Source organism: Orlajensenia flava (assembly GCF_004801905.1).
Classification (GTDB): Bacteria; Actinomycetota; Actinomycetes; order Actinomycetales; family Microbacteriaceae; genus Orlajensenia; species Orlajensenia flava.
The window spans coordinates 26,727-45,763 of sequence record NZ_SSSN01000015.1 but is presented as its reverse complement, the minus strand read 5'-3'; the positions used below and the strand labels follow the sequence as shown (position 1 = coordinate 45,763).

Below are 19,037 nucleotides of genomic sequence, written 5' to 3'. Positions count from 1 at the left end.
TCCACTCCTGAGAAGTGCCGCGGGCCCCAGGCGCGCAGAGCCTGACCGGCGCGAGACGTGTGCGAAGGGGCTCAGCGGGCGTAGCGGTCGGCCACCGTCAGCGCGTCGTCGATGATCGCCAAGCCGCGCACGAGGTCCTCCTCCGAGATCACGAGCGGGGGCGCGATGTGCATGCGGTTGAAGTGCATGAACGGCCACAGCCCGGCCACCTTGCACGCGGCAGCGACCTCGCCCATGGGCGCGGCATCCGCTCCCGTCGCGTTGAACGGCACCAGCGGCTCGCGGGTGTCGCGGTCGCGAACCAACTCGAGCGCCCAGAACAGCCCGGAGCCGCGCACCTCTCCGAGCGAGGGATGCCGCTCGAGCCAGCCGCGCACGGTCGGCTCGACGACGCGCGAGCCCAGGTCGCGCACGCGCTCGAGGATGCCGTCGCGCTCGAACACCTCGAACGTCGCGATGCCGGCCGCGCAGGCCAGCGGATGCCCCGAGTAGGTCAGCCCGCCCGGGAAGACGACGTCGTCGAAGAACGAGGCGATCCGCTCCGAGATGATCACGCCGCCGAGCGGCACGTAACCCGAGTTGACGCCCTTCGCGAACGTGATGAGGTCGGGCGTGACGTCGAACCCGTCGACCGCGAACCAGTGACCCGTGCGGCCGAAGCCGACCATCACCTCATCGGCGATGTAGACGATGCCGTACTTGTCGCACAGGGCTCGCACTCCGGGCAGGTAGCCGGGCGGCGGCACCAGCACTCCGTTGGTCCCCACGATGGTCTCGAGCACGATCGCCGCGATGGTCGACGCACCCTCGAGGACGATGACGTTCTCGAGGTGCTCGAGGGCGCGCCGGGTCTCCTCGGTCTCCGTTGTCGCAGAGAACGCGGAACGGTAGAGGTAGGGCCCGAAGAAGTGCTTCACGGACGGGTCGCCCGGTTCGTTCGCCCAGCGGCGCGGGTCGCCGGTGAGGGCGATGGGCGTGCCCGATCCACCGTGGTAGCTGCGGTAGGCGGCCAGCACCGTGCGACGGCCGGTCACCCGACGGGCCATGCGCACGGCGAACTCGTTGGCATCCGCCCCGCCGTTGGTGAAGAACACGCGCTCGAGGTCGCCGGGTGCGACGCCCGCGATGCGTCGCGCGAGCTCGCCCCGCACGTCGCTCGCCATCGCCGGCTGGATGGTCGCGAGGCGCCCGGCCTGGTTCTGGATGGCGGCGACGAGATCCGGATGCTGGTGTCCCAGGTTGAGATTGACCAGTTGCGACGAGAAGTCGAGGTAGCGCTTGCCGCTGTAGTCCCAGAAGGTCGCGCCGTCCCCGCCGGCGACGGGCAACGGATCGATCTGCTTCTGCGCGCTCCAGGAGTGGAAGACGTGGGCGCGGTCGTCCGCCCGCACCTGGGCGTCGGCCGCGGCATCCGGGAGCGCGTACTCGACGCCGTGACGATCGGCGAAGGCGACGGTGGTGGGGGTGAGTGTGTCGGTCATGGCGTCCTCCGGTCTCTAGTGGTTGCTCGGGAAGCCGAGGTTGACCTGCGACTCGCTCGGGTCGGGCCACCGGGTGGTGACGACCTTGCTGCGCGTGTAGAAGTGCACCGACTCGGGGCCGTAGATGTGCGAGTCGCCGAACAGGGAGTCCTTCCAGCCGCCGAACGAGTACACGCCGACGGGAACGGGGATGGGCACGTTGACGCCGACCATTCCCACCTCGATGTCGAACTCGAACTGGCGGGCGGTGCCGCCGTCGCGCGTGAAGATGGCCACGCCGTTGCCGTAGCGATTGCCGTTGACGAGGGCGACCGCCTCGTCGTACGTCTCGACGCGGACGACGGAGAGGACGGGGCCGAAGATCTCGTCCTGATAGGCCTTCATCGCCGGGGTGACGTGGTCGAGCAGGCTCACGCCCACGAAGAATCCGTCGCCGTCGAACTCCTTCAGGGTGCCGTCGACGACGACCGTCGCGCCCTCGTCCGTCGCGCCCGTGACGTACGAGGCGACCTTGTCGCGGTGCTCGCGGGTGATCAGCGGCCCCATCTCGCTGGCCGCATCCGTTCCGTCGCCGATGACGAGCTTCTCCATGCGGGAACGGATGGCCTCGACGAGGTCGTCGGCGATGTCTCCGACGGCGACGAGCACCGAGACGGCCATGCAGCGCTCACCCGCCGAGCCGTAGGCCGCTGAGACGGCGGCGTCCGCGGCGGACGGGACGTCGGCGTCTGGCATCACCACCATGTGGTTCTTCGCTCCTCCGAGAGCCTGAACGCGCTTGCCCGCCGCGCTCGCGCGCTGGTAGATCGACCGGGCGATCGGGGTCGACCCGACGAAGGAGACCGCCGCCACGTCGGGGCTGTCGAGGATGGCGTCGACGGCCACCTTGTCGCCGTGCACGACGTTGAGCACGCCGTCGGGCAGGCCAGCCTCCTGGAACAGCCGGGCGAGGAAGACGGATGTCGACGGGTCCTTCTCGCTCGGCTTCAGTACGACGGTGTTGCCGCACGCGATGGCACTCGCGACCATCCAGAGCGGAACCATGACGGGGAAGTTGAACGGAGTGATGGCTCCGACGACGCCGACGGGCTGCTTGACGGAGTGCACATCGACGCCGGTCGAGACCTGCTCGCTGCGCTCGCCCTTGAGCAGGTGGGTCAGCCCCGATGCGAACTCGACGTTCTCGAGGCCGCGCGAGATCTCGCCGGCCGCGTCGGAGAGCACCTTGCCGTGCTCGCTCGTGACGATGGCGGCGAGCTCGGGCGTGCGCTCCCGCAGCAGGTGGCGCAGCCGGAAGAACACGTCGGCACGCTTGATGAGGCTCGTGGCACGCCACCCGGGCAGGGCCGCCTTCGCCGCCGCGATGGCCGCCTCGACGTCGGCGACGGAGGCGAAGCTCACCTCGTGCGTGCGCTCGCCGGTGGCCGGGTTGTACACGGGGCCCGTGCGCTGGTCGTCCCCCACGCTCCGACCGTTGATGACGTGCTGTACGAGCGCCATGCTCTCTCCTGACTCGGCCATCACGCAGCGCGCGAGGTATCCTCGAAGCGCTCGTCGAACGATCTGATCGACACGGGCGTGTGAACTCTTCCCCCATGGTTGCAAAGCAAGGCCGGTGAAACGGATGTCGGAACGTCGCGGTTCCCCCTCGACCGATACAGATCGTCCGGAAGATGTCGCCCACCGGCCCGGTGTCCTTCCGACGGTCCGCGACGTGCTGCGAATGCCCGTCATGGTGCAGGGGCGGCCGGAGGTGCTCACGGCCGTCGAGAGCCTGGACCGGCCCGTCCGCTGGGTGCACGTGAGCGACAGCATGGGCGCACCCGACCTGCTCGACGGCGGCGAGCTGCTGCTCTCGACGGGCGCCGGATGGGCGGACGACCCCGACACGCTCGCCGCCTTCGTGGGGCGCCTGGCATCCGTCCCCATCGCCGGTCTCGTGCTCGAGCTCGGCGCGCGATTCGTCACGGCGCCACCCACCCTCGTGGCGGCGTGCCGGTTCCGCGGCATCCCGCTGATCGTGCTGCACCGTGTCGTCAAGTTCGTCGCGGTCACGGAGGCGGTGCACGGCCGCATCATCCACGAGCAGACCGAGGCGCTCCGGGTGCGCGACCGGCTGCACGACCTGTTCATCGGCCTGAGCCTTCGGGGCAGCACGCCCGACTACATCGTGTCGCAGCTCGCCAAGGTGCTCCGCGCGCCCGTCGTGCTCGAGGACCTCTCGCATCGCGTGGTCGCGGTCGAGACACTCGACGCGGGTGACGAGGTGCTGGTCGGGTGGGAGAGCACATCGCGCTCGCCGCAGGCAGACTGGTTGGTGGTGCCCGTCGAGGCGCGCGGACTGCGCTGGGGCTACCTCATCGCACTCCCCGGCGAACCGCACACCGCCGGACGGGAGCAGGTGATGCAGCAGGCGGCCGTTGCGCTCGCGATCGGGCGCCTCGCCGACGGGGACGCCGACGAGTGGACGCGCCGCGGACAGGAGCAGCTGCTCGGCGACCTGCTCGGTGCGCGGTTCGCCTCATCGGCTGCCGTCACCGCGCGATTCGAGGCGGCCGGCCTGCCCATCGCCGGTCGCGGCCTGATCGGCGTCGCGGTGGCGTCGGCGACTACCGATCTCCCCGCCCGGCTGCGTGCCTTCGCTTCCGAGCTCGGCGGGCCGGCCATCGTCGCGGCCTCTTCGGCCGGCGTCACGATAGCGGCGATCTCCCTCCCGGCGTCGACCCTGCTGACGGATGCCGTCGTCGACCGGGCGGCACGCGGCCTCGCGGCGGGCGTCCCCGAGGCGGTCGTGGCGCTCGGAGCGGTCGCGCAGGACGTCGCGGGACTGCTGGGGTCGATCCAGGAGGCGGGGGAACTGCTGCGATCGACGACGTCCGAGCGCGGCTCGGGCGTCCGCGTGCTGCGCGTCCAGCGTCGTCCGCTCCTCCGGCTGGTCACGGCGTTCGCGGATGATCCGCGGTTGCAGGCGCACAGCGAACGGATGCTGCGACCGCTCATCGAGTACGACCTCGATCACGGCGGCGACCTGCTCGAGGTGCTCCGCGCCTACGTGAGCTTTCCGGGCAACCGCACGAAGGCGGCATCCGCCGGTCACCTGTCGCGATCGGTGTTCTACCAGCGAATCGCGCTGATCGAGGACCTGCTCGACGTCGACCTCGATGACGGCGAGACGGTCAGCGCCCTGCACGCGGCGCTGCTCGCACGTCGCGGCTGATGACGTCGGTGCCAGCGCAGCCGAGGGCCCCCGTGCCCAGCGCCGCCGAGGCGCCCCGGTGCTCAGTGCTGCTGCAGGGCGAGGTTGACCGCGTCGACGACGCTGCGCGGCTGGTCGACAGTGAGGAACAGGCGGGCGTAGTGCTCGTCGCTCAGCTCGACCACGACGGTCTCGCCGGGAGCGCTGACGTTCCAGAATGAGCGGTCGCCGTCCTTCGTGAAGGTGCCCGACCACTTTCCGGGCACGTTCAGACCGGGCGCGCGCAGGCCCTTCGGCTCGCTGTCGGCGCCGGAGTCGAGCGTCGCGCCGCGCACGTGGTCGAGGGGGATCTCGAGCTTCCGGGTGAACGACCACAGCTTGTCGAGTCCTTGGGGCTCCACGATCAGGGCGGAGTCGGTGATGGTCACGGTGTTCATGATGTTTCCTTTCGAGTGTCGGAGTGGTCGGGGGTCTCGACCGCGCGATCGACGAGGCGGCGGCCGAGCGTCGTGGCGGTGTCGCCCGGCGAGTCGTCGAGGATGCCGAACGCGATCGAACGGATCTCGGGGTCACGCCATGCGAGTTCCATGAGGGCGACGAGGACGAGGTCGGTCGTCGCGTCGGTCAGTGCGCCGGATGCGGCTGACCGGCGGAGGGCGAGGACGAACAGGCCACGCTTGCTCCCGAACGCCGAGTAGAGGCTTCCGCGGTGCAATCCGGTCGCTGCGACGAGGTCGTCGATCGAGCTGCCCTCGTATCCGGTGCGCCGGAAGACCTCCGCGCACCGCTCGACGACCTCGTCCTCGTCGAATGTGCGGTTGCGTCCCATATATCCACTCTACGAATAGATGAACGTTCAGTCAAGAACGATCGTTCAACTATCGCCAGAGCGGGGAGGGCGGCGGTCAGGGCGCCGGCGCGAGATAGACCTTGCGGATGCGGTCGGCCACACGCCAGATCGTGCGCTGACCGGCGTGCAGCTGCACGACATCGCCGACGCCGTAGGTAGCCCGCACACCGCTGTCCACGTACTCCACCTCCGCCGACCCGGCGATCACGACGAACAGCTCGTCGGCCTCGGTGTCGCTCATCGCGCCGGCGGTCATCTCCCAGACGCCCACGTCGAGGCTCCCGTAGGTGCCCAGCTCCGAGACAGCCGTCGTCGGAGTGCCGTCGACGATCTGGCCGACCGCGACCGGCTCGGGGTCGAGGTCGAGAGCGGCCGCACGGACGTGCTCGATCATCCGGCCGCCAGGGTCTTGGCGATGTCATCGGCGCTCTGGTCGCCGCGCCGCAGCACGAACGCCACGACGGCCAGCGCCACGAGCGTGAGCAGGAACATCACCGTCGACACCGCGGCGATCTCGGGCCGCAGCCCCACGCGCAGCGACGCGAAGATGTACACCGGCCACGGCGTCGAGCCCGGCACCTGCACGAAGCTCGAGACGATGGTGTTGTCGAGACTCAGCGTGAACGACATGAGCGCGCCCGCCCAGATCGCCGGGCTCGCGACCGGCAGCGTGATCTGCGTGAACCGCCTCCAGGGGGTGGCGTACAGGTCGGCGGCGGCCTCCTCCAGAGAGGCGTCCAGCCCCTGCATCCGTGCCCGCACGATGAAGGTGACGACCGCGACCGAGAGCACGGCGTGCGCGACCACCAGTCGCACCAGGCCGTTGTTGAACACGCCCAGGCCCCAGTCCGTTCCGAGGCTCACGAACCACGGCAGCATCGACACGGCATCCACGATCTCCGGCGTGAACAGGGTGATGGTCAGGATGGCGGTCGCGATGATGACGCTCGTCGAGGTGGCGCGCGAGCGTGCCAGCGCGATGCCACCCAGGGTGCCCAGGATCGTGGAGACGATCGCCGCACCGAGGGCTGCGCTCAGCGACGTGATGACGGAGCTCACGATGATCGGATTCTGCGCGGCGGATGTGTAGGCGGTGAAGCCGAAGCCCTTCCACGACGCCAGCAGGCGGCCGGTGTTGAAGGAGTAGACGAACATCACGATGATCGGCAGGAACAGGAAGGCGAACACGAGCACGCCCCACACGGTCAGCGCGACGCCCGTGCCATCCCGACGTCGACGACGGCGCGGCTGCGGGATGTCCGCCTCCTCCAGCACGATCGCCGAAGCGATCCCCTCGACGGCGGCGGTCATGCCGCACCCCCTTGCAGTTGGACGCGACGTGATCGGCGCACGAGAGAACGGATGATGAGCCCGGCCGCCCCGAAGACGATCACGGCCGCCGCGGTGAACACCATCAGCAGCACCGCCATGGCCGACCCCAGCGCCCAGTTCTGAGCCGTGTTGAACTGGCTCGCCACGAGCTGGCCGATCATGTTGCCTTGGGCTCCGCCGAGGACGGATGCGGTGATGTAGTCGCCCATGAGCGGGATGAACACCAGCAGGCACCCCGACGCGATGCCCGGAACGGCGAGCGGAAGGGTCACGGTGAACAGCGTCTTCCAGCGGTTGGCGCCGAGGTCGGCACTCGCCTCGCGCAACGGCCGCCCGGCCCTGTCAATGGCCACGTACAGCGGGAGGATCATCAGGGGCAGGTAGTTGTAGACCACGCCGAGCTGCACGGCGCTCTGGGTGTAGAGGATGTCGAGCCGGCCGTGGATGATGCCGAGGTTCTGCAGCGCGTCCGAGAGGAATCCGCGCGGCGAGAGCACGATCTGCCAACCGAGCGTGCGCACCAGGAAGTTCGTCCAGAACGGCACCAGCACGAGGGCGAGCGCGAGCGGCCGCCACTTCGGGTTCATCTTCACGGCCAGCCAGTAGGCGAACGGCAGCGCGATGATGAGGCAGAGCAGGGTGCCGATGACCCCGATGCGCAGCGTGTTCCAGAACGTGCCGACGAACGTGGCGTCCAGTGCCTCGGCGTAGCGATCGAAGCTCAGGATGTCGTTGGCGTGCGCCGTGAACAGGTCGGGCTTGTACCCGAACGAGTACCACAGCACGAGGGCCAGCGGGACGATGAAGAAGAACACCACGTACGCCCAGGTCGGAAATCCGATCGCCGCGTAGCCGTTGACCTTTCGCCGGGCCATCAGGAACCTGCCTTCGCCATCATGCGGTTGAGGATCGCCACGAGCTCTCCGGCCGAGGAGTTGACCTCGGCCGGCGTGAGCCGCTGGATCACCTCCGCGTCGGGGAAGACCAGCTCGGGGTAGCTGAAGTCGTGCTTCTTCGCCATCGCGGCCAGGTCCTTGATGCCCGTGCTGTAGCCGATGTAGTCGACCTCGCGGAACGAGACCTCGGGCTTGAGGATGTAGTCGATGAACTGGTAGGCGGCGTCCATGTTCTGCGCGCCGCGGGCTATCGCCCAGTTGTCCATCCACAGGTTCGCGGTGGGGGTGGGGTAGACGAACTTCCACGCATCCGGTTTGTCGGTCGCCAACAGGCCCTGACGAACGTCGCCGTTGAACGCCTGCATGAGGGTGAAGGTCTCTTCGGGAATTCCGCTCGTGACGGCGACCGAGTTGAACGCCTTGACGTGCGGCGCGAGGGTGTTGACGAGGTACTCGTTGGCCGCCTCGAGGTCGGCCTTCTTCGTCGTGTTGGGGTCGATGCCGTTGGCGGCGAAGAACGTGCAGGCCACCTCCCACGGGTCCTCGAGCAGCGCGACGTTCTTCGACGCCTCAGTGGTGGCGGCGTCGAGGAAGTCGCCCCAGGTGAGCAGGTCTCGCTTGATCGCGCGCGTGTCGTAGACGAAGCCCGTGGTGCCCCAGTCCTTGCACACCGTGTACTTGTTGCCGGGGTCCCAGCTCTGGTCGAGATAGAGCGGGTCGATGTTGCCCATGTTCTTGAGGTACCGGTGATCGAGCGGCTCGAGCAGGCCGTTCTTGGCCATCATCGGGATGTAGCTGCCGGTCGGCACGATGATGTCGTAGCCGCTCGTGCCCCGCGTGGCCCCGAGCTTGGCGATGAGCTCCTCGTTCGAGCCGAAGCTGTCGAACTGCACGCTCGTGCCGCTCTTCTGGAACGAACGGATGTTGGACGGGTCGTCGTAGTCGCCCCAGCTGTAGACGTTGAGTTTGCCTTCGACCCGGCCATCGGGCAGGGCGGATGGCGCGAAGCCCGTGCTCTTGGCGCAGGCCGCGAGCACGCTCGTTCCGCCGATGACGACGAGCCCGGAGAGGAACGCCCGCCGCGACAGCCGGGCAGCGCTGGCGCGCGGAACGAGAGCGCGGATGTCGGGTCGCTCGACCATCAGGCCGCCGCCTCGAAGACGCGCAACTCGCTCGCGTCCCAGCTGCACCAGACGGTGTCACCGGTCGAGAGGTGCTCGGCGCGGTCGGGCGAGACCCGCGCGATGAGCTCGAGGCCGGATGCGGTGAGCACGACGTACTGGATGGAGTCACCGAGGAACGAGATGCCGGCCAGCGTTCCCTGCAGCGCCGGCCCGTTCGGTCGCTGCGCACTGACCTGCACGACCTCGGCGCGAACGGCGGCACGCACGCTCGAGCCGGAGGTGACGCCCTGCGGAAGTCGGTGCAGCGGGATGCTGCCGTCGGCGGTGGTGAGCGCATCCGGGGACGACACCGTCGCGTCGATGAAGTTCTGCTTGCCGATGAAGCCGGCCACGAACGCGTTGGCGGGGTCGCGGTAGACCTCCTCGGTGGTGCCGAGCTGCTGCACGGCGCCCTTCTCCATCACGACGACGCGATCGCTCATCGAGAGCGCCTCGGCCTGGTCGTGGGTGACGAAGATGAACGTGATGCCGAGCTCCCTCTGCAGCAGCTTGAGCTCGATCTGCATCTCCTCGCGGAGCTTGCGGTCCAGCGCGCTCATCGGCTCGTCGAGCAACAGCACCTTGGGGCGATTGACGAGGGCGCGGGCGAGCGCCACGCGCTGCTGCTGGCCGCCGGAGAGCGTGGTCGGCTTGCGGTCGGCGAAGTCCACCATCTGCGCGAGTGCGAGCGAGTCCTGCACGCGCCGCGCGATCTCGTCCTTCGGAACCCTCCGTTGGCGCAGGCCGTACGCGACGTTCTCGGCAACGGTCATGTGCGGGAAGAGCGCATAGGACTGGAACACCGTGTTGACCGGACGCCGGTGCGGAGGCAGGTCGACGACGGATGCCCCGCCGACCAGGATGTCGCCCTCATCGGGTTGCTCGAAACCGGCGATCATGCGCAGCAGGGTGGTCTTCCCGCATCCCGACGGCCCGAGCAGCGAGATGAACTCTCCCGACCGCACCTCGAGGTCGATGTGGTCGACCGCTGTGGCGTTGCCGAAGGTCTTGGTGATGCCGACCAGAGAGACGGACCCGTCCGCTTCGGGACGGGTGGGGGACGTGTTGCTCACCTGGGTTCCTTTCGGTGGGGGAGCGACGTTGCTCCGCAGAGGTGTCCTGGGTCAGGAGTCGAAGCCGAGTCCGACGGCGTCGAGACCCTTCAGAAGCAGGTTGCGCTTGCCCTCGTTGTGGTCGGCGCGGTTGAGGGACCAACGGGTCGCGTTGATGCCCAGAGAGGCGAGTGGTTCCGGTGGGAACGGCAGGGGGCGCGAGCGTACCATCTCGAGACTGGTGCGCTCGGTCTCGCGGCTGGCGAGCAGGTCGAGCATCACTTGGGCGCCGAAGTGGGTGCTGGCCACGCCGAGTCCGGTGTAGCCGGTCGCGTAGGCGATGCGACCCCCGCGCGCCGCGCCGAAGAAAGCGCAGAATCGGCTGCAGGTGTCGATGGCGCCTGCCCAGCGGTGGCTGAATCGCACGCCCTCCAGCTGCGGGAACGTCGTGAAGAAGTGCTCGGCCAGGCGACGGAAGGTCGCTGGGCGGTCCTCGTACTGCTCCCGGATGCGGCCGCCGTAGTGGTAGATGGCGTCGTAGCCGCCGAACAGGATGCGGTTGTCGCGGCTGAGGCGGTAGTAGTGGAACTGGTTGGACGCGTCGCCGAGGCCCTGTCGGCCTCCCCAGCCGATCGACGCGAGCTGGTCGTCCCTGAGCGGCTCGGTCATGAGCACGTAGTCGTAGACCGGCACGGTCTGCAGGGTGTTGCGCTTGAGCAGGGTCGGGAACACGTTGGTCGCGAGGGCCGTGCGACGGGCTCGGATGGTGCCGTGATCGGTGCGCACATCCGTTCCCTGTTCGACCGACAGGCCGGCGCTGTCGAGACCCCGGACCGGCGTGTTCTCGAAGATCTCGACACCGGCATCCGCTGCGGCCTTCGCGAGGCCGACGGCCAGCTTCGCCGGATGCACGAGCGCGGAGGTGCGGGTGTTCCACACCCCGGCGAGGTAGGTGGGAGAGTTCACCTGGGCCCGCACGGCGGTCTCATCGAGGAAGAGTGCGTGCTCGCCGCCGGCCGACTCGCGCAGCCAGTCGACCTGATGGGGCTCGGTGGCGAGGTCGATGGCCCCGTTGCGCTCGAACTCGGCGTCGATGCCGAGTTCGGCGATGATCGACTCGATCGCGTCGAGGTTCGCCAGGCCGAGGCGCTCGAGCTGGTCGTACTCGTCGGCGAACCTGCTGCGGCCGTTCTCCTCGCCGTGGGTGAGGCTGGCCTCGCAGAATCCGCCGTTGCGACCGGATGCGGCCCAGCCGATGGTCTTCGCCTCGAGCAGCACGACGCGCGCGTCCGGGTTCTCGCGCTTGGCGAGCAGGGCGGTCCACAGGCCCGAGTAGCCGCCGCCGACGACGACGAGGTCGGCGACGAGGTCGCCGGAGAGGGTCGGATGCTGCACGCGTGCGGCAGCGGCATCCTCGATCCAGAAGACGGATCGTCTGGTGCCGGCCAGCGCGTTGTCGACCACCGATGTGCGCGGGCGGACTCGCTCGAAGACGGTGGTGTGCACGGCTATCACGCTCTCTCGGTCGGGGCGAGTGTAGCCATTGTGCCAATCGCATGTGTCGGGGATGTGTCGAATCCGTGCGGCAAAGCACCGTTTCCGGTCAGATCGTCCGGCCGGCGCGCTGAGTCCGCGCTGGTCGAGTAGCGAGCGACGAAGGAGCACGCGTATCGAAACCCGCCGGTCGCACCTGCGAAGGTCTCGATACGCGGAGCCGCTTCGCGTCTGCGCTACTCGACCAGCAGAAGCGCTGGTTGAGTAGCGCGCGACGAAGGAGCACGCGTATCGAAACCGGTCACTCGCACGTGCGAGGGCCTCGATACGCGGAGCCGCTTCGCGTCTGCGCTACTCGACCGGCAGTACCGCTGGTTGAGTAGCGAGCGACGAAGGAGCACGTATCGAAACCCGTCACCCGCACGTGCGAGGGTCTCGATACGCGAAGCCGCTGGCGAGTCTGCGCTACTCGACCGGCAGCGCCCGCTGGTCGAGTAGCGAGCGACGAAGGAGCACGCGTATCGAAACCCGCCGGTCGCACCTGCGAAGGTCTCGATACGCGGAGCCGCTTCGCGTCTGCGCTACTCGACCAGCAGAAGCGCTGGTTGAGTAGCGCGCGACGAAGGAGCACGCGTATCGAAACCGGTCACTCGCACGTGCGAGGGCCTCGATACGCGGAGCCGCTTCGCGTCTGCGCTACTCGACCGGCAGTACCGCTGGTTGAGTAGCGAGCGACGAAGGAGCACGTATCGAAACCCGTCACCCGCACGTGCGAGGGTCTCGATACGCGAAGCCGCTGGCGAGTCTGCGCTACTCGACCGGCAGCGCCCGCTGGTCGAGTAGCGAGCGACGAAGGAGCACGCGTATCGAAACCCGCCGGTCGCACCTGCGAAGGTCTCGATACGCGGAGCCGCTTCGCGTCTGCGCTACTCGACCGGCGGCGATCACGCCCGCGGCGCGTGCGACTCCAGGAACTGGTACACCTCGGTCGGGTCGACGCCCGGGAAGGATCCGGTGGGCAGTGCCGCCAGCAGGCTCGTCGGCGTGCGCGCAGCCGGCCACGACTGGTCAGCCCACTTCTCTTCGAGACCTCCCGGCGCTCGCCGGCAGCAGGACTCGTCGGGGCAGCGCGAGACCGCACGGTGCGCGGTCTCGCGCCCGCGGAACCACTTGACGTGGGCGAACGGCACTCCCACGCTCACGGAGTAGTCGCCCTCCTTGGCCTTCTCGATGCGCGACGTGCACCAGAACGTTCCGCTCGTCGTGTCGGTGTACTGGTACCACGGGCTGAAGCGGTCCTCGACGTCGAACACCGTGCGGGCCGTCCAGTTGCGGCACACCGTCGTCCCCTCGATGGCTCCACCGGGGTCGCTGGGAAACCGCACGGCGTCGTTCTCGTATGCCTTGATGATGGTGCCCGACTCGTGCACCTTCATGAAATGCACCGGGATGGCCAAGCGTGCCGTGGCGAGGTTGGTGAAGCGGTGGGCCGCGGTCTCGTACGACACCGCGAACGCATCGCGCAGGTCCTCCATCGAGATGCGCCGCAGGTTCTTGGCCTCGGTCAGCAGCTTGACGGCATCCTTCTCGGGCAGCAGGATCGCCGCGGTCAGGTAGTTGGTCTCCACGCGCTGACGCAGAAAGTCGGCGTAGTTTCCGGGCTCGTCGTGACCGAGCACGTGGCTCGCGAACGCCTGCAGGATGGGTGAGCGAGAGTCGCGCGATGCGGACTGATGTACGGGGAGGTAGATGCGTCCGTTGCGCTTGTCGGTCACCGAACGGGTCGAGTGCGGCAGGTCGTGCACGTAGTGCAGCGAGTAGCCGAGGTGGCTCGCCATGTCGCTCACGGTCTGCTGGGAGACGGGGCCGCCGGCGTGGCCGACGGCCTGCAGCAGGGCGGATGCGGCCTGCTCGAGTTCGGCGAAGTAGTTGTCGCGCCCGCGCATCTCGGCACGCAGCTGCGAATTCGCCCGACGGGCCTCCTCGGGAGTGGCCGCACGCTCGCGGTGCAGCCGTTCGATCTCGGAGTGCAGCCCCAGGATCGCCCGCAACGTGTCGTCGCTCTGCCCCTTACTGACGCGGATCGTCGGCAGTCCGAGGGCCTCGAACACCGGGCCGCGCTGTGCGCGCTCCACCGCTATCTCGAGCCCGGCCCGCTCGTTCGGCGCATCCGTGCGCAGCAGGTCGTCGACGGTCGTCCCGAGCGCGAGGGCGATGGAACGCAGCATCGACAGGCGCGGCTCGCGCTTGCCGTTCTCGATCATCGAGACCTGCGACGGAGCTCGGTCGACGGCCGACGCGAGCTGCTCGAGGGTCAGCCCCTGTCGGATGCGCTGCTCCCGGATGCGACGTCCGAGCGTCAGCGCGTCCAGCGCCCCGCCCTCGCTGTCGAGGTCGGGGGTGGCGGATGCCGGAGCGGGTCGATCGGCGGTGATCATGAACCGAGACTGACACGACGACCGGGCAGGGTCAAACAGAAGAACCGGGATTATTCTCACGGCACCCCGGGGATGATGTCACTCGAAGGGGTGGAGTCCTGGTCGGCCGTCGGTTAGCCTCTGCTGTACGCCCGCGCCATCCGCGGGCGTACGTTCGGGGGAGACCGATGAAGGCACCGTTCAGGCAGACCGCTATCGCGGTCGCTGCGCTCGCCGCCCTGCTGCTCACCGGCTGCACCGGCACCCCCGGCAGCTCCACGAGCCACCTGTCCACGTCGCGGCCGACCTCGACGGCGACGCCGAAGAAGACGACCGCTCCGACGCCGACGCCCGGCGCCACCGCGGGCGCGACCCCCGGCGCGACGCCGGGTGCCCAGCCAGGCGCGCAGCCGGGCACGGGCGGCGGCGGTGGTCAGAGTAAGGCCGACGCCTGCGGCATCATGAACGACGTCGTAACCCGGGCATCCGATCTGAACGACTCCGGCTCGGACGCACTCGGCGACGACCCGGCTGCGGCGGTGTCGGCGCTCGACACGCTTTCGCAGCAGTTCGGCACGGCGGCCGGGCAGGTGTCCAACTCCGAGGTGAAGCCGGCAGCGGATGCGGTCGCGAAGTCGGCCGTGACCTACTTCGGGTCCATCAAGTCCTATGCGACGGACCCCAGCTCGATCGATCCCACCGCCCTCAGCGATCAGGTGGTCGACTTCGGCAACCAGATGGACGCGCTCCAAAACGTCTGCGGCGGCTGAGAAGGAGCCACATGCCCATCGCCGACCTCGTCTTCGTCGGAGCATCCGTCTTCACCGCAGGCGAGGAGGCCCCGCGCCGCGCCGACGTGGCAGTGAGCGACGGGCTCATCCTCGCGATCGGCACGGCCGAAGAGATCGGCGAACTGGTCGGCGCCGGAACGCGCGTCGTGGAGGCGTCCGGCCGCCTCATCCTTCCCGGATTCCAAGATGCTCACGCGCATCCGCTGTTCGCCGGTGTCGAGCTGCTGCAATGCGACCTCACCCCTGCGACGGATGCCGCGGACTGCCTGGGCATCATCGGCGAGTACGCGGCCGCGCATCCCGAGGCCGAATGGATCCAGGGCGCCGGATGGTCGATGGAGTTCTTCGACGGAGGCACCCCGACCGCAGCCGCCCTCGACGCCGTGGTGAGCGATCGGCCCGTGCTCCTCAGCAATCGCGACCATCACGGAGCGTGGGTCAACTCCCGCGCCATCGAGCTCGCCGGGCTGAGCGCCCACACCCCGGACCCCGTCGACGGACGCATCGAGCGCGCCGCGGACGGATCCCCCAGCGGAACGCTCCACGAGGGCGCGACGAATCTCGTCGAGTGCCTCGCTCCGCCACTGGACGACGAACTCGCCTATCGGGGGTTGCTGCGCGCGCAGGAGGAGCTGTTCGCCCTGGGGGTGACGAGTTGGCAGGACGCCTGGGTCGGCGCCCAGTCCGGACTCGCCGACTCCCTGGATGTCTACCGGCGGGCTCTCGAGAACGGCGACCTGCGGGCACGCGTAGTGGCCGCTCTGTGGTGGGAACGCGACCGCGGCGTCGAGCAGCTCGACGACATGCTCCGTCGCCGCGACGCGATCGCCGTCATCGGAGCCCCCGAGCGGCTGCGGGCCGACACGGTGAAGATCATGGTCGACGGGGTGGCCGAGAACTTCACGGCGGCGATGACCGCGCCCTACCTGGACGGACACGGGCATCCCACCGACAACAGCGGGCTGTCGTTCATCGACCCGGCCGTGCTCGCTGATGCCGTCACGCGCATCGATGCGGCCGGCATGCAGGTGCACTTCCACGCGCTCGGCGACCGGGCCGTGCGCGAGGCCCTCGATGCTCTGCAGGCCGCGCGCGACGCGAACGGCGTCACCGACGGACGCCACCACCTCGCCCACCTCCAGGTCGTGGCGGAGACAGATGTCGAACGGTTCGCCGAGCTCGGAGCCGCAGCGAACCTGCAGGCCCTGTGGGCGTGCCACGAGGCCCAGCTCGACGAGCTGACCATCCCGTTCCTCGAGCCGCGCCTGGTCGAGCGGCACTATTCCTTCGGAGACCTCCAGCGCGCCGGCGTGCGACTGGTCGCGGGCAGCGACTGGCCGGTCTCCTCGGCCGACCCGCTCGCTGCGGCGCACGTCGCCGTCAATCGCGTCGGCCCGGGCTCGGACGCCGAGCCCCTCGGCAGCGCCGCCCAGAAACTCGACCTGGCGACGGCTCTGAGCGCGTACACCGCGGGCAGCGCCTACGTGAACCACCGTGAGCACATGACGGGGTCGCTCGCCGTCGGACTCGCGGCCGATCTGGTCGTCCTCGACCGCGACCCGTTCGCCGGGCCGACCGACCGCATCGCCGACACGCGCGTCCTCAGCACCTGGATCGACGGCGAGTGCGTCTTCGAACGCGCGGAATCCTGAACGCCGCCGCCATCCCTTCCGATGTCCGCACCTTCGGCGTCATCGCGTTCCGCTAAGGTCGTTCCGTCCGGCAGGTCGCACTCGCGGGCGGGACGTACGAGGGGGATGTCGTGAGAATCAGGTCTGTCATGGTGGGCGCTGTCGCTGGAGCAGCACTGACGCTGGTCCTGGCCGGATGCTCCGCATCGCCGAGTTCCTCCGACGCGGCGAGCACGCACTCGACGAGCGCCACAGCCTCCGCAACGGCGACGCCGACGACCACCGCGGCCGCCTCCGGCGACCAGACGAAGGTCGAGGCCTGCGACATCATGAAGAACGCCCAGTCGGGGTTCGCAGCGCTCAACGATCCGGCCAAGCAGGCGGAGCTCAAGGCCGACCCTGCCAAGGCCGCGGCCACGTTCCAGCAGTTGCAGGGCGACATGGACGCGGGAGCCGCTCAGGTGACGAATACCGAGGTCGCCGGCCCGGCGAAGGCCGCTGCCGCGTCGGTCCACGACTACTTCGATTTCATCCAGGCCGTGTCGAAGGACCCGTCCAAGGCGAGCGAACTCGGCGACCACCTGAAGACGCTGTCCGACGCCATGGTCTCCCTCCAGACGACCTGCGCCTGAGCGACGCCCGCGTCGTCTCCGCGAGCCTCAGCGCGCTGACGCCGTCCCGTCGCTGCTCGACCGGAACTCCGTCCGCGTCTCGACGAGGTACTCGAAGCGCTCGAGGCTCCGCTCGAGCGAACGACGCAACGCGGGGCCGATGAGCGGCGAGAGCGCGCGCTCGATCGCGGTGCCCGGCCGCGACGTGGTGGTGATGCTGACGAGGGTGCGGCCATCCGGCACGGCATCGAGGCGGCGCTCGCCGTCGGCATCCGTTCCGAACGTGGTTCGCCAGGTGAAGCGGACACCCTCGTCGACCTCGCCGATCACGGCCTCGTTCAGCATGCGCTGACCGAGCATCGTGAACTCCTCGACCGTGCGCGTGCCAGGGCGCACGGTCGACTCGGTGTCCTGACTCATGGCCAGGACGCCCTCTCGCCACAGCGCGTCGAGGCGCTGGTCGGCGATGAGCGACCAGACGATCGGCGGGGGAGCGGGGACGACGCGCGTTGCGCGAACGACGATGACTCTGGGCATGATCCTCGACGGTAGGCGCCACCCCCGTACGGGGGTATCGGGGCGAGCACCGAGAACGACTCCCCTGCCGTGCGGAGGTGATTCTTGCGCTGCGCGGAAGAAGACGGCTATTTCTCCTCGCTATTCCCGGACCGGCCGCCGCGACGGCATCCATCGTTGAAGACACCGACCCGTTCCGATGGAGGACATGATGAGCACCACCAGCCCCGCCCCGCACCGCAGCGGCGACCAGACCCAGACCGCAGTGGAACTCGAACTCGAGTGGAGCGCCGACCCGCGCTGGGATGGCGTCCGTCGCGACTACAGCGCCGCCGACGTGGTCGAGCTGCGCGGGCCGGTCCGCGAGGAGCGCACCCTCGCGCGACGCGGATCGGAGAAGCTGTGGCAGCTCATCCAGCGCACCGAGGGCACCGCGTTCGCGCCGGACGAGGACCCGCAGTGGGTGGCGGCGCTCGGTGCCCTCACCGGAAACCAGGCCGTCCAGCAGGTGCGCGCCGGTCTCGAAGCCATCTACCTGAGCGGATGGCAGGTCGCCGCCGACGCCAACCTCTCGGGGCAGACCTACCCCGACCAGTCGCTGTACCCGGCCAACTCGGTTCCGGCCGTCGTGCGCCGCATCAACAACGCCCTGCTGCGCGCCGGTCAGATCGATGCTGCCGGAGCACCGCACGGGGACTGGATGGCGCCGATCGTCGCCGATGCCGAGGCCGGCTTCGGCGGTCCGCTCAACGCCTACGAACTCATGCAGGGCATGATCGAGGCCGGAGCCGCCGGCGTGCACTGGGAGGACCAGCTCGCGAGCGAGAAGAAGTGCGGGCACATGGGCGGCAAGGTGCTCGTCCCGACGGGACAGCACATCCGCACGCTCAACGCTGCGCGTCTTGCAGCCGACGTCTCCGACGTGCCGACCATCATCATCGCCCGCACCGACTCGCTCGCGGCCACCCTGCTGACGAGCGACCACGACGAGCGCGACCAGCGCTTCCTCACCGGCGAGCGCACGGCCGAGGGCTTCTACGAGGTGCAGAACGGCATCGAGCCGGTCATCGCCCGCGGACTGGCCTACGCCGAGTACGCCGACCTGCTGTGGGTGGAGTCGGCCGAGCCCGACCTCGACCTCGCGCGTCGGTTCGCCGAGGCGGTGCACGGGAAGTTCCCGGGCAAGAAGCTCAGCTACAACTGCTCGCCGTCGTTCAACTGGAAGCGGCACCTCGACGACGAGACGATCGCGAAGTTCCAGCGGGAGCTCGCATCGATGGGCTACGCCTTCCAGTTCATCACCCTCGCCGGCTTCCATGCCCTCAATCACTCCATGTTCGAGCTCGCCCGCGGCTACAACGATCGCCACATGAGCGCATACGTCGAGCTGCAGGAGGCGGAGTTCGCCTCCGAGAAGAACGGCTACACCGCCACCCGCCACCAGCAGGAGGTCGGCACCGGCTACTTCGACCGCATCGCCACGGCGCTCAACCCCGCCAGCGCCACCCTCGCCCTCGTCGGATCGACCGAGGAACACCAGTTCTAGACCCCCTCCCCGCCGTGTGAAGGCATTGCCGTCGCGTCACTCCTGGATCTCCGGGGCGCTT

Annotated in this window: 17 protein-coding genes; 5 read left to right on the top strand and 12 right to left on the bottom strand. The window is 69.0% G+C overall.

Annotation, left to right across the window (positions count from 1 at the left end; translation table 11 throughout):
* Positions 1-71: 71 nt before the first annotated feature.
* The gene (locus E6C70_RS15755) at positions 72-1,481 is read right to left on the bottom strand and encodes an aspartate aminotransferase family protein (RefSeq protein ID WP_136425462.1); all 1,410 of its coding nucleotides are present in this window, start codon (positions 1,479-1,481) and stop codon (positions 72-74) included.
* A gap of 15 nt (positions 1,482-1,496) precedes the next feature.
* Positions 1,497-2,981, bottom strand: a complete 1,485-nt coding sequence (locus E6C70_RS15750) for a CoA-acylating methylmalonate-semialdehyde dehydrogenase (RefSeq protein WP_136425461.1) — start codon at positions 2,979-2,981, stop codon at positions 1,497-1,499.
* 223 nt (positions 2,982-3,204) lie between these two features.
* On the opposite strand from E6C70_RS15750, the gene E6C70_RS15745 reads away from it, so the two are divergent.
* Entirely contained in the window at positions 3,205-4,698 is a 1,494-nt protein-coding gene (locus E6C70_RS15745) for a PucR family transcriptional regulator (protein WP_235833590.1), read from the top strand.
* A 62-nt stretch (positions 4,699-4,760) separates the two neighbouring features.
* Here the strand turns inward: E6C70_RS15745 and E6C70_RS15740 are convergent, their stop codons facing one another.
* The 9 genes from E6C70_RS15740 to E6C70_RS15700 form a co-directional block, all read right to left on the bottom strand.
* Positions 4,761-5,114 carry a PH domain-containing protein gene (locus E6C70_RS15740; RefSeq protein WP_207670160.1) on the bottom strand — a complete coding sequence of 118 codons (354 nt, stop codon included), beginning with the start codon at positions 5,112-5,114 and terminating at the stop codon, positions 4,761-4,763.
* Positions 5,111-5,506: a TetR/AcrR family transcriptional regulator gene (locus E6C70_RS15735; protein ID WP_136425458.1), complete on the bottom strand. Its 396-nt coding sequence runs from the start codon at positions 5,504-5,506 to the stop codon at positions 5,111-5,113. The genes E6C70_RS15740 and E6C70_RS15735 overlap by 4 nt, the downstream gene beginning before the upstream one ends.
* A gap of 76 nt (positions 5,507-5,582) precedes the next feature.
* Positions 5,583-5,921, bottom strand: a complete 339-nt coding sequence (locus E6C70_RS15730) for a cupin domain-containing protein (protein WP_136425457.1) — start codon at positions 5,919-5,921, stop codon at positions 5,583-5,585.
* Complete coding sequence (locus E6C70_RS15725; protein WP_136425456.1) at positions 5,918-6,838, bottom strand: ABC transporter permease; 921 nt, start codon at positions 6,836-6,838, stop codon at positions 5,918-5,920. Before E6C70_RS15725 ends, E6C70_RS15730 begins: the two co-directional genes overlap by 4 nt.
* A complete protein-coding gene (locus tag E6C70_RS15720) occupies positions 6,835-7,734 on the bottom strand; it encodes an ABC transporter permease (RefSeq protein ID WP_136425455.1) in 900 nt (299 codons plus the stop codon). The genes E6C70_RS15725 and E6C70_RS15720 overlap by 4 nt, the downstream gene beginning before the upstream one ends.
* A complete protein-coding gene (locus E6C70_RS15715) occupies positions 7,734-8,897 on the bottom strand; it encodes a polyamine ABC transporter substrate-binding protein (protein ID WP_136425454.1) in 1,164 nt (387 codons plus the stop codon). The genes E6C70_RS15720 and E6C70_RS15715 overlap by 1 nt, the downstream gene beginning before the upstream one ends.
* Positions 8,897-9,991: an ABC transporter ATP-binding protein gene (locus E6C70_RS15710; RefSeq protein ID WP_136425453.1), complete on the bottom strand. Its 1,095-nt coding sequence runs from the start codon at positions 9,989-9,991 to the stop codon at positions 8,897-8,899. Before E6C70_RS15710 ends, E6C70_RS15715 begins: the two co-directional genes overlap by 1 nt.
* Before the next feature lie 51 nt (positions 9,992-10,042).
* Entirely contained in the window at positions 10,043-11,476 is a 1,434-nt protein-coding gene (locus tag E6C70_RS15705; protein ID WP_136425452.1) for an NAD(P)/FAD-dependent oxidoreductase, read from the bottom strand.
* A 932-nt stretch (positions 11,477-12,408) separates the two neighbouring features.
* Entirely contained in the window at positions 12,409-13,902 is a 1,494-nt protein-coding gene (locus E6C70_RS15700) for a helix-turn-helix transcriptional regulator (protein WP_136425451.1), read from the bottom strand.
* A gap of 167 nt (positions 13,903-14,069) precedes the next feature.
* On the opposite strand from E6C70_RS15700, the gene E6C70_RS16785 reads away from it, so the two are divergent.
* The 3 genes from E6C70_RS16785 to E6C70_RS15685 all read left to right on the top strand — a co-directional run bounded on the left by E6C70_RS16785 (position 14,070) and on the right by E6C70_RS15685 (position 16,935).
* Positions 14,070-14,651 (top strand): hypothetical protein, encoded by a 582-nt coding sequence (locus tag E6C70_RS16785; protein WP_168770989.1) that lies wholly within the window; start codon positions 14,070-14,072, stop codon positions 14,649-14,651.
* 11 nt (positions 14,652-14,662) lie between these two features.
* Positions 14,663-16,324, top strand: coding sequence for an amidohydrolase (locus E6C70_RS15690; protein WP_136425450.1), 1,662 nt, complete (start codon positions 14,663-14,665; stop codon positions 16,322-16,324).
* A 110-nt stretch (positions 16,325-16,434) separates the two neighbouring features.
* Complete coding sequence (locus tag E6C70_RS15685; RefSeq protein ID WP_136425449.1) at positions 16,435-16,935, top strand: hypothetical protein; 501 nt, start codon at positions 16,435-16,437, stop codon at positions 16,933-16,935.
* 27 nt (positions 16,936-16,962) lie between these two features.
* Here the strand turns inward: E6C70_RS15685 and E6C70_RS15680 are convergent, their stop codons facing one another.
* Complete coding sequence (locus E6C70_RS15680) at positions 16,963-17,451, bottom strand: SRPBCC family protein (RefSeq protein WP_136425448.1); 489 nt, start codon at positions 17,449-17,451, stop codon at positions 16,963-16,965.
* A 190-nt stretch (positions 17,452-17,641) separates the two neighbouring features.
* On the opposite strand from E6C70_RS15680, the gene aceA reads away from it, so the two are divergent.
* Positions 17,642-18,976: an isocitrate lyase gene (gene aceA / locus E6C70_RS15675; protein WP_407921046.1), complete on the top strand. Its 1,335-nt coding sequence runs from the start codon at positions 17,642-17,644 to the stop codon at positions 18,974-18,976.
* Positions 18,977-19,037: the final 61 nt, after the last annotated feature.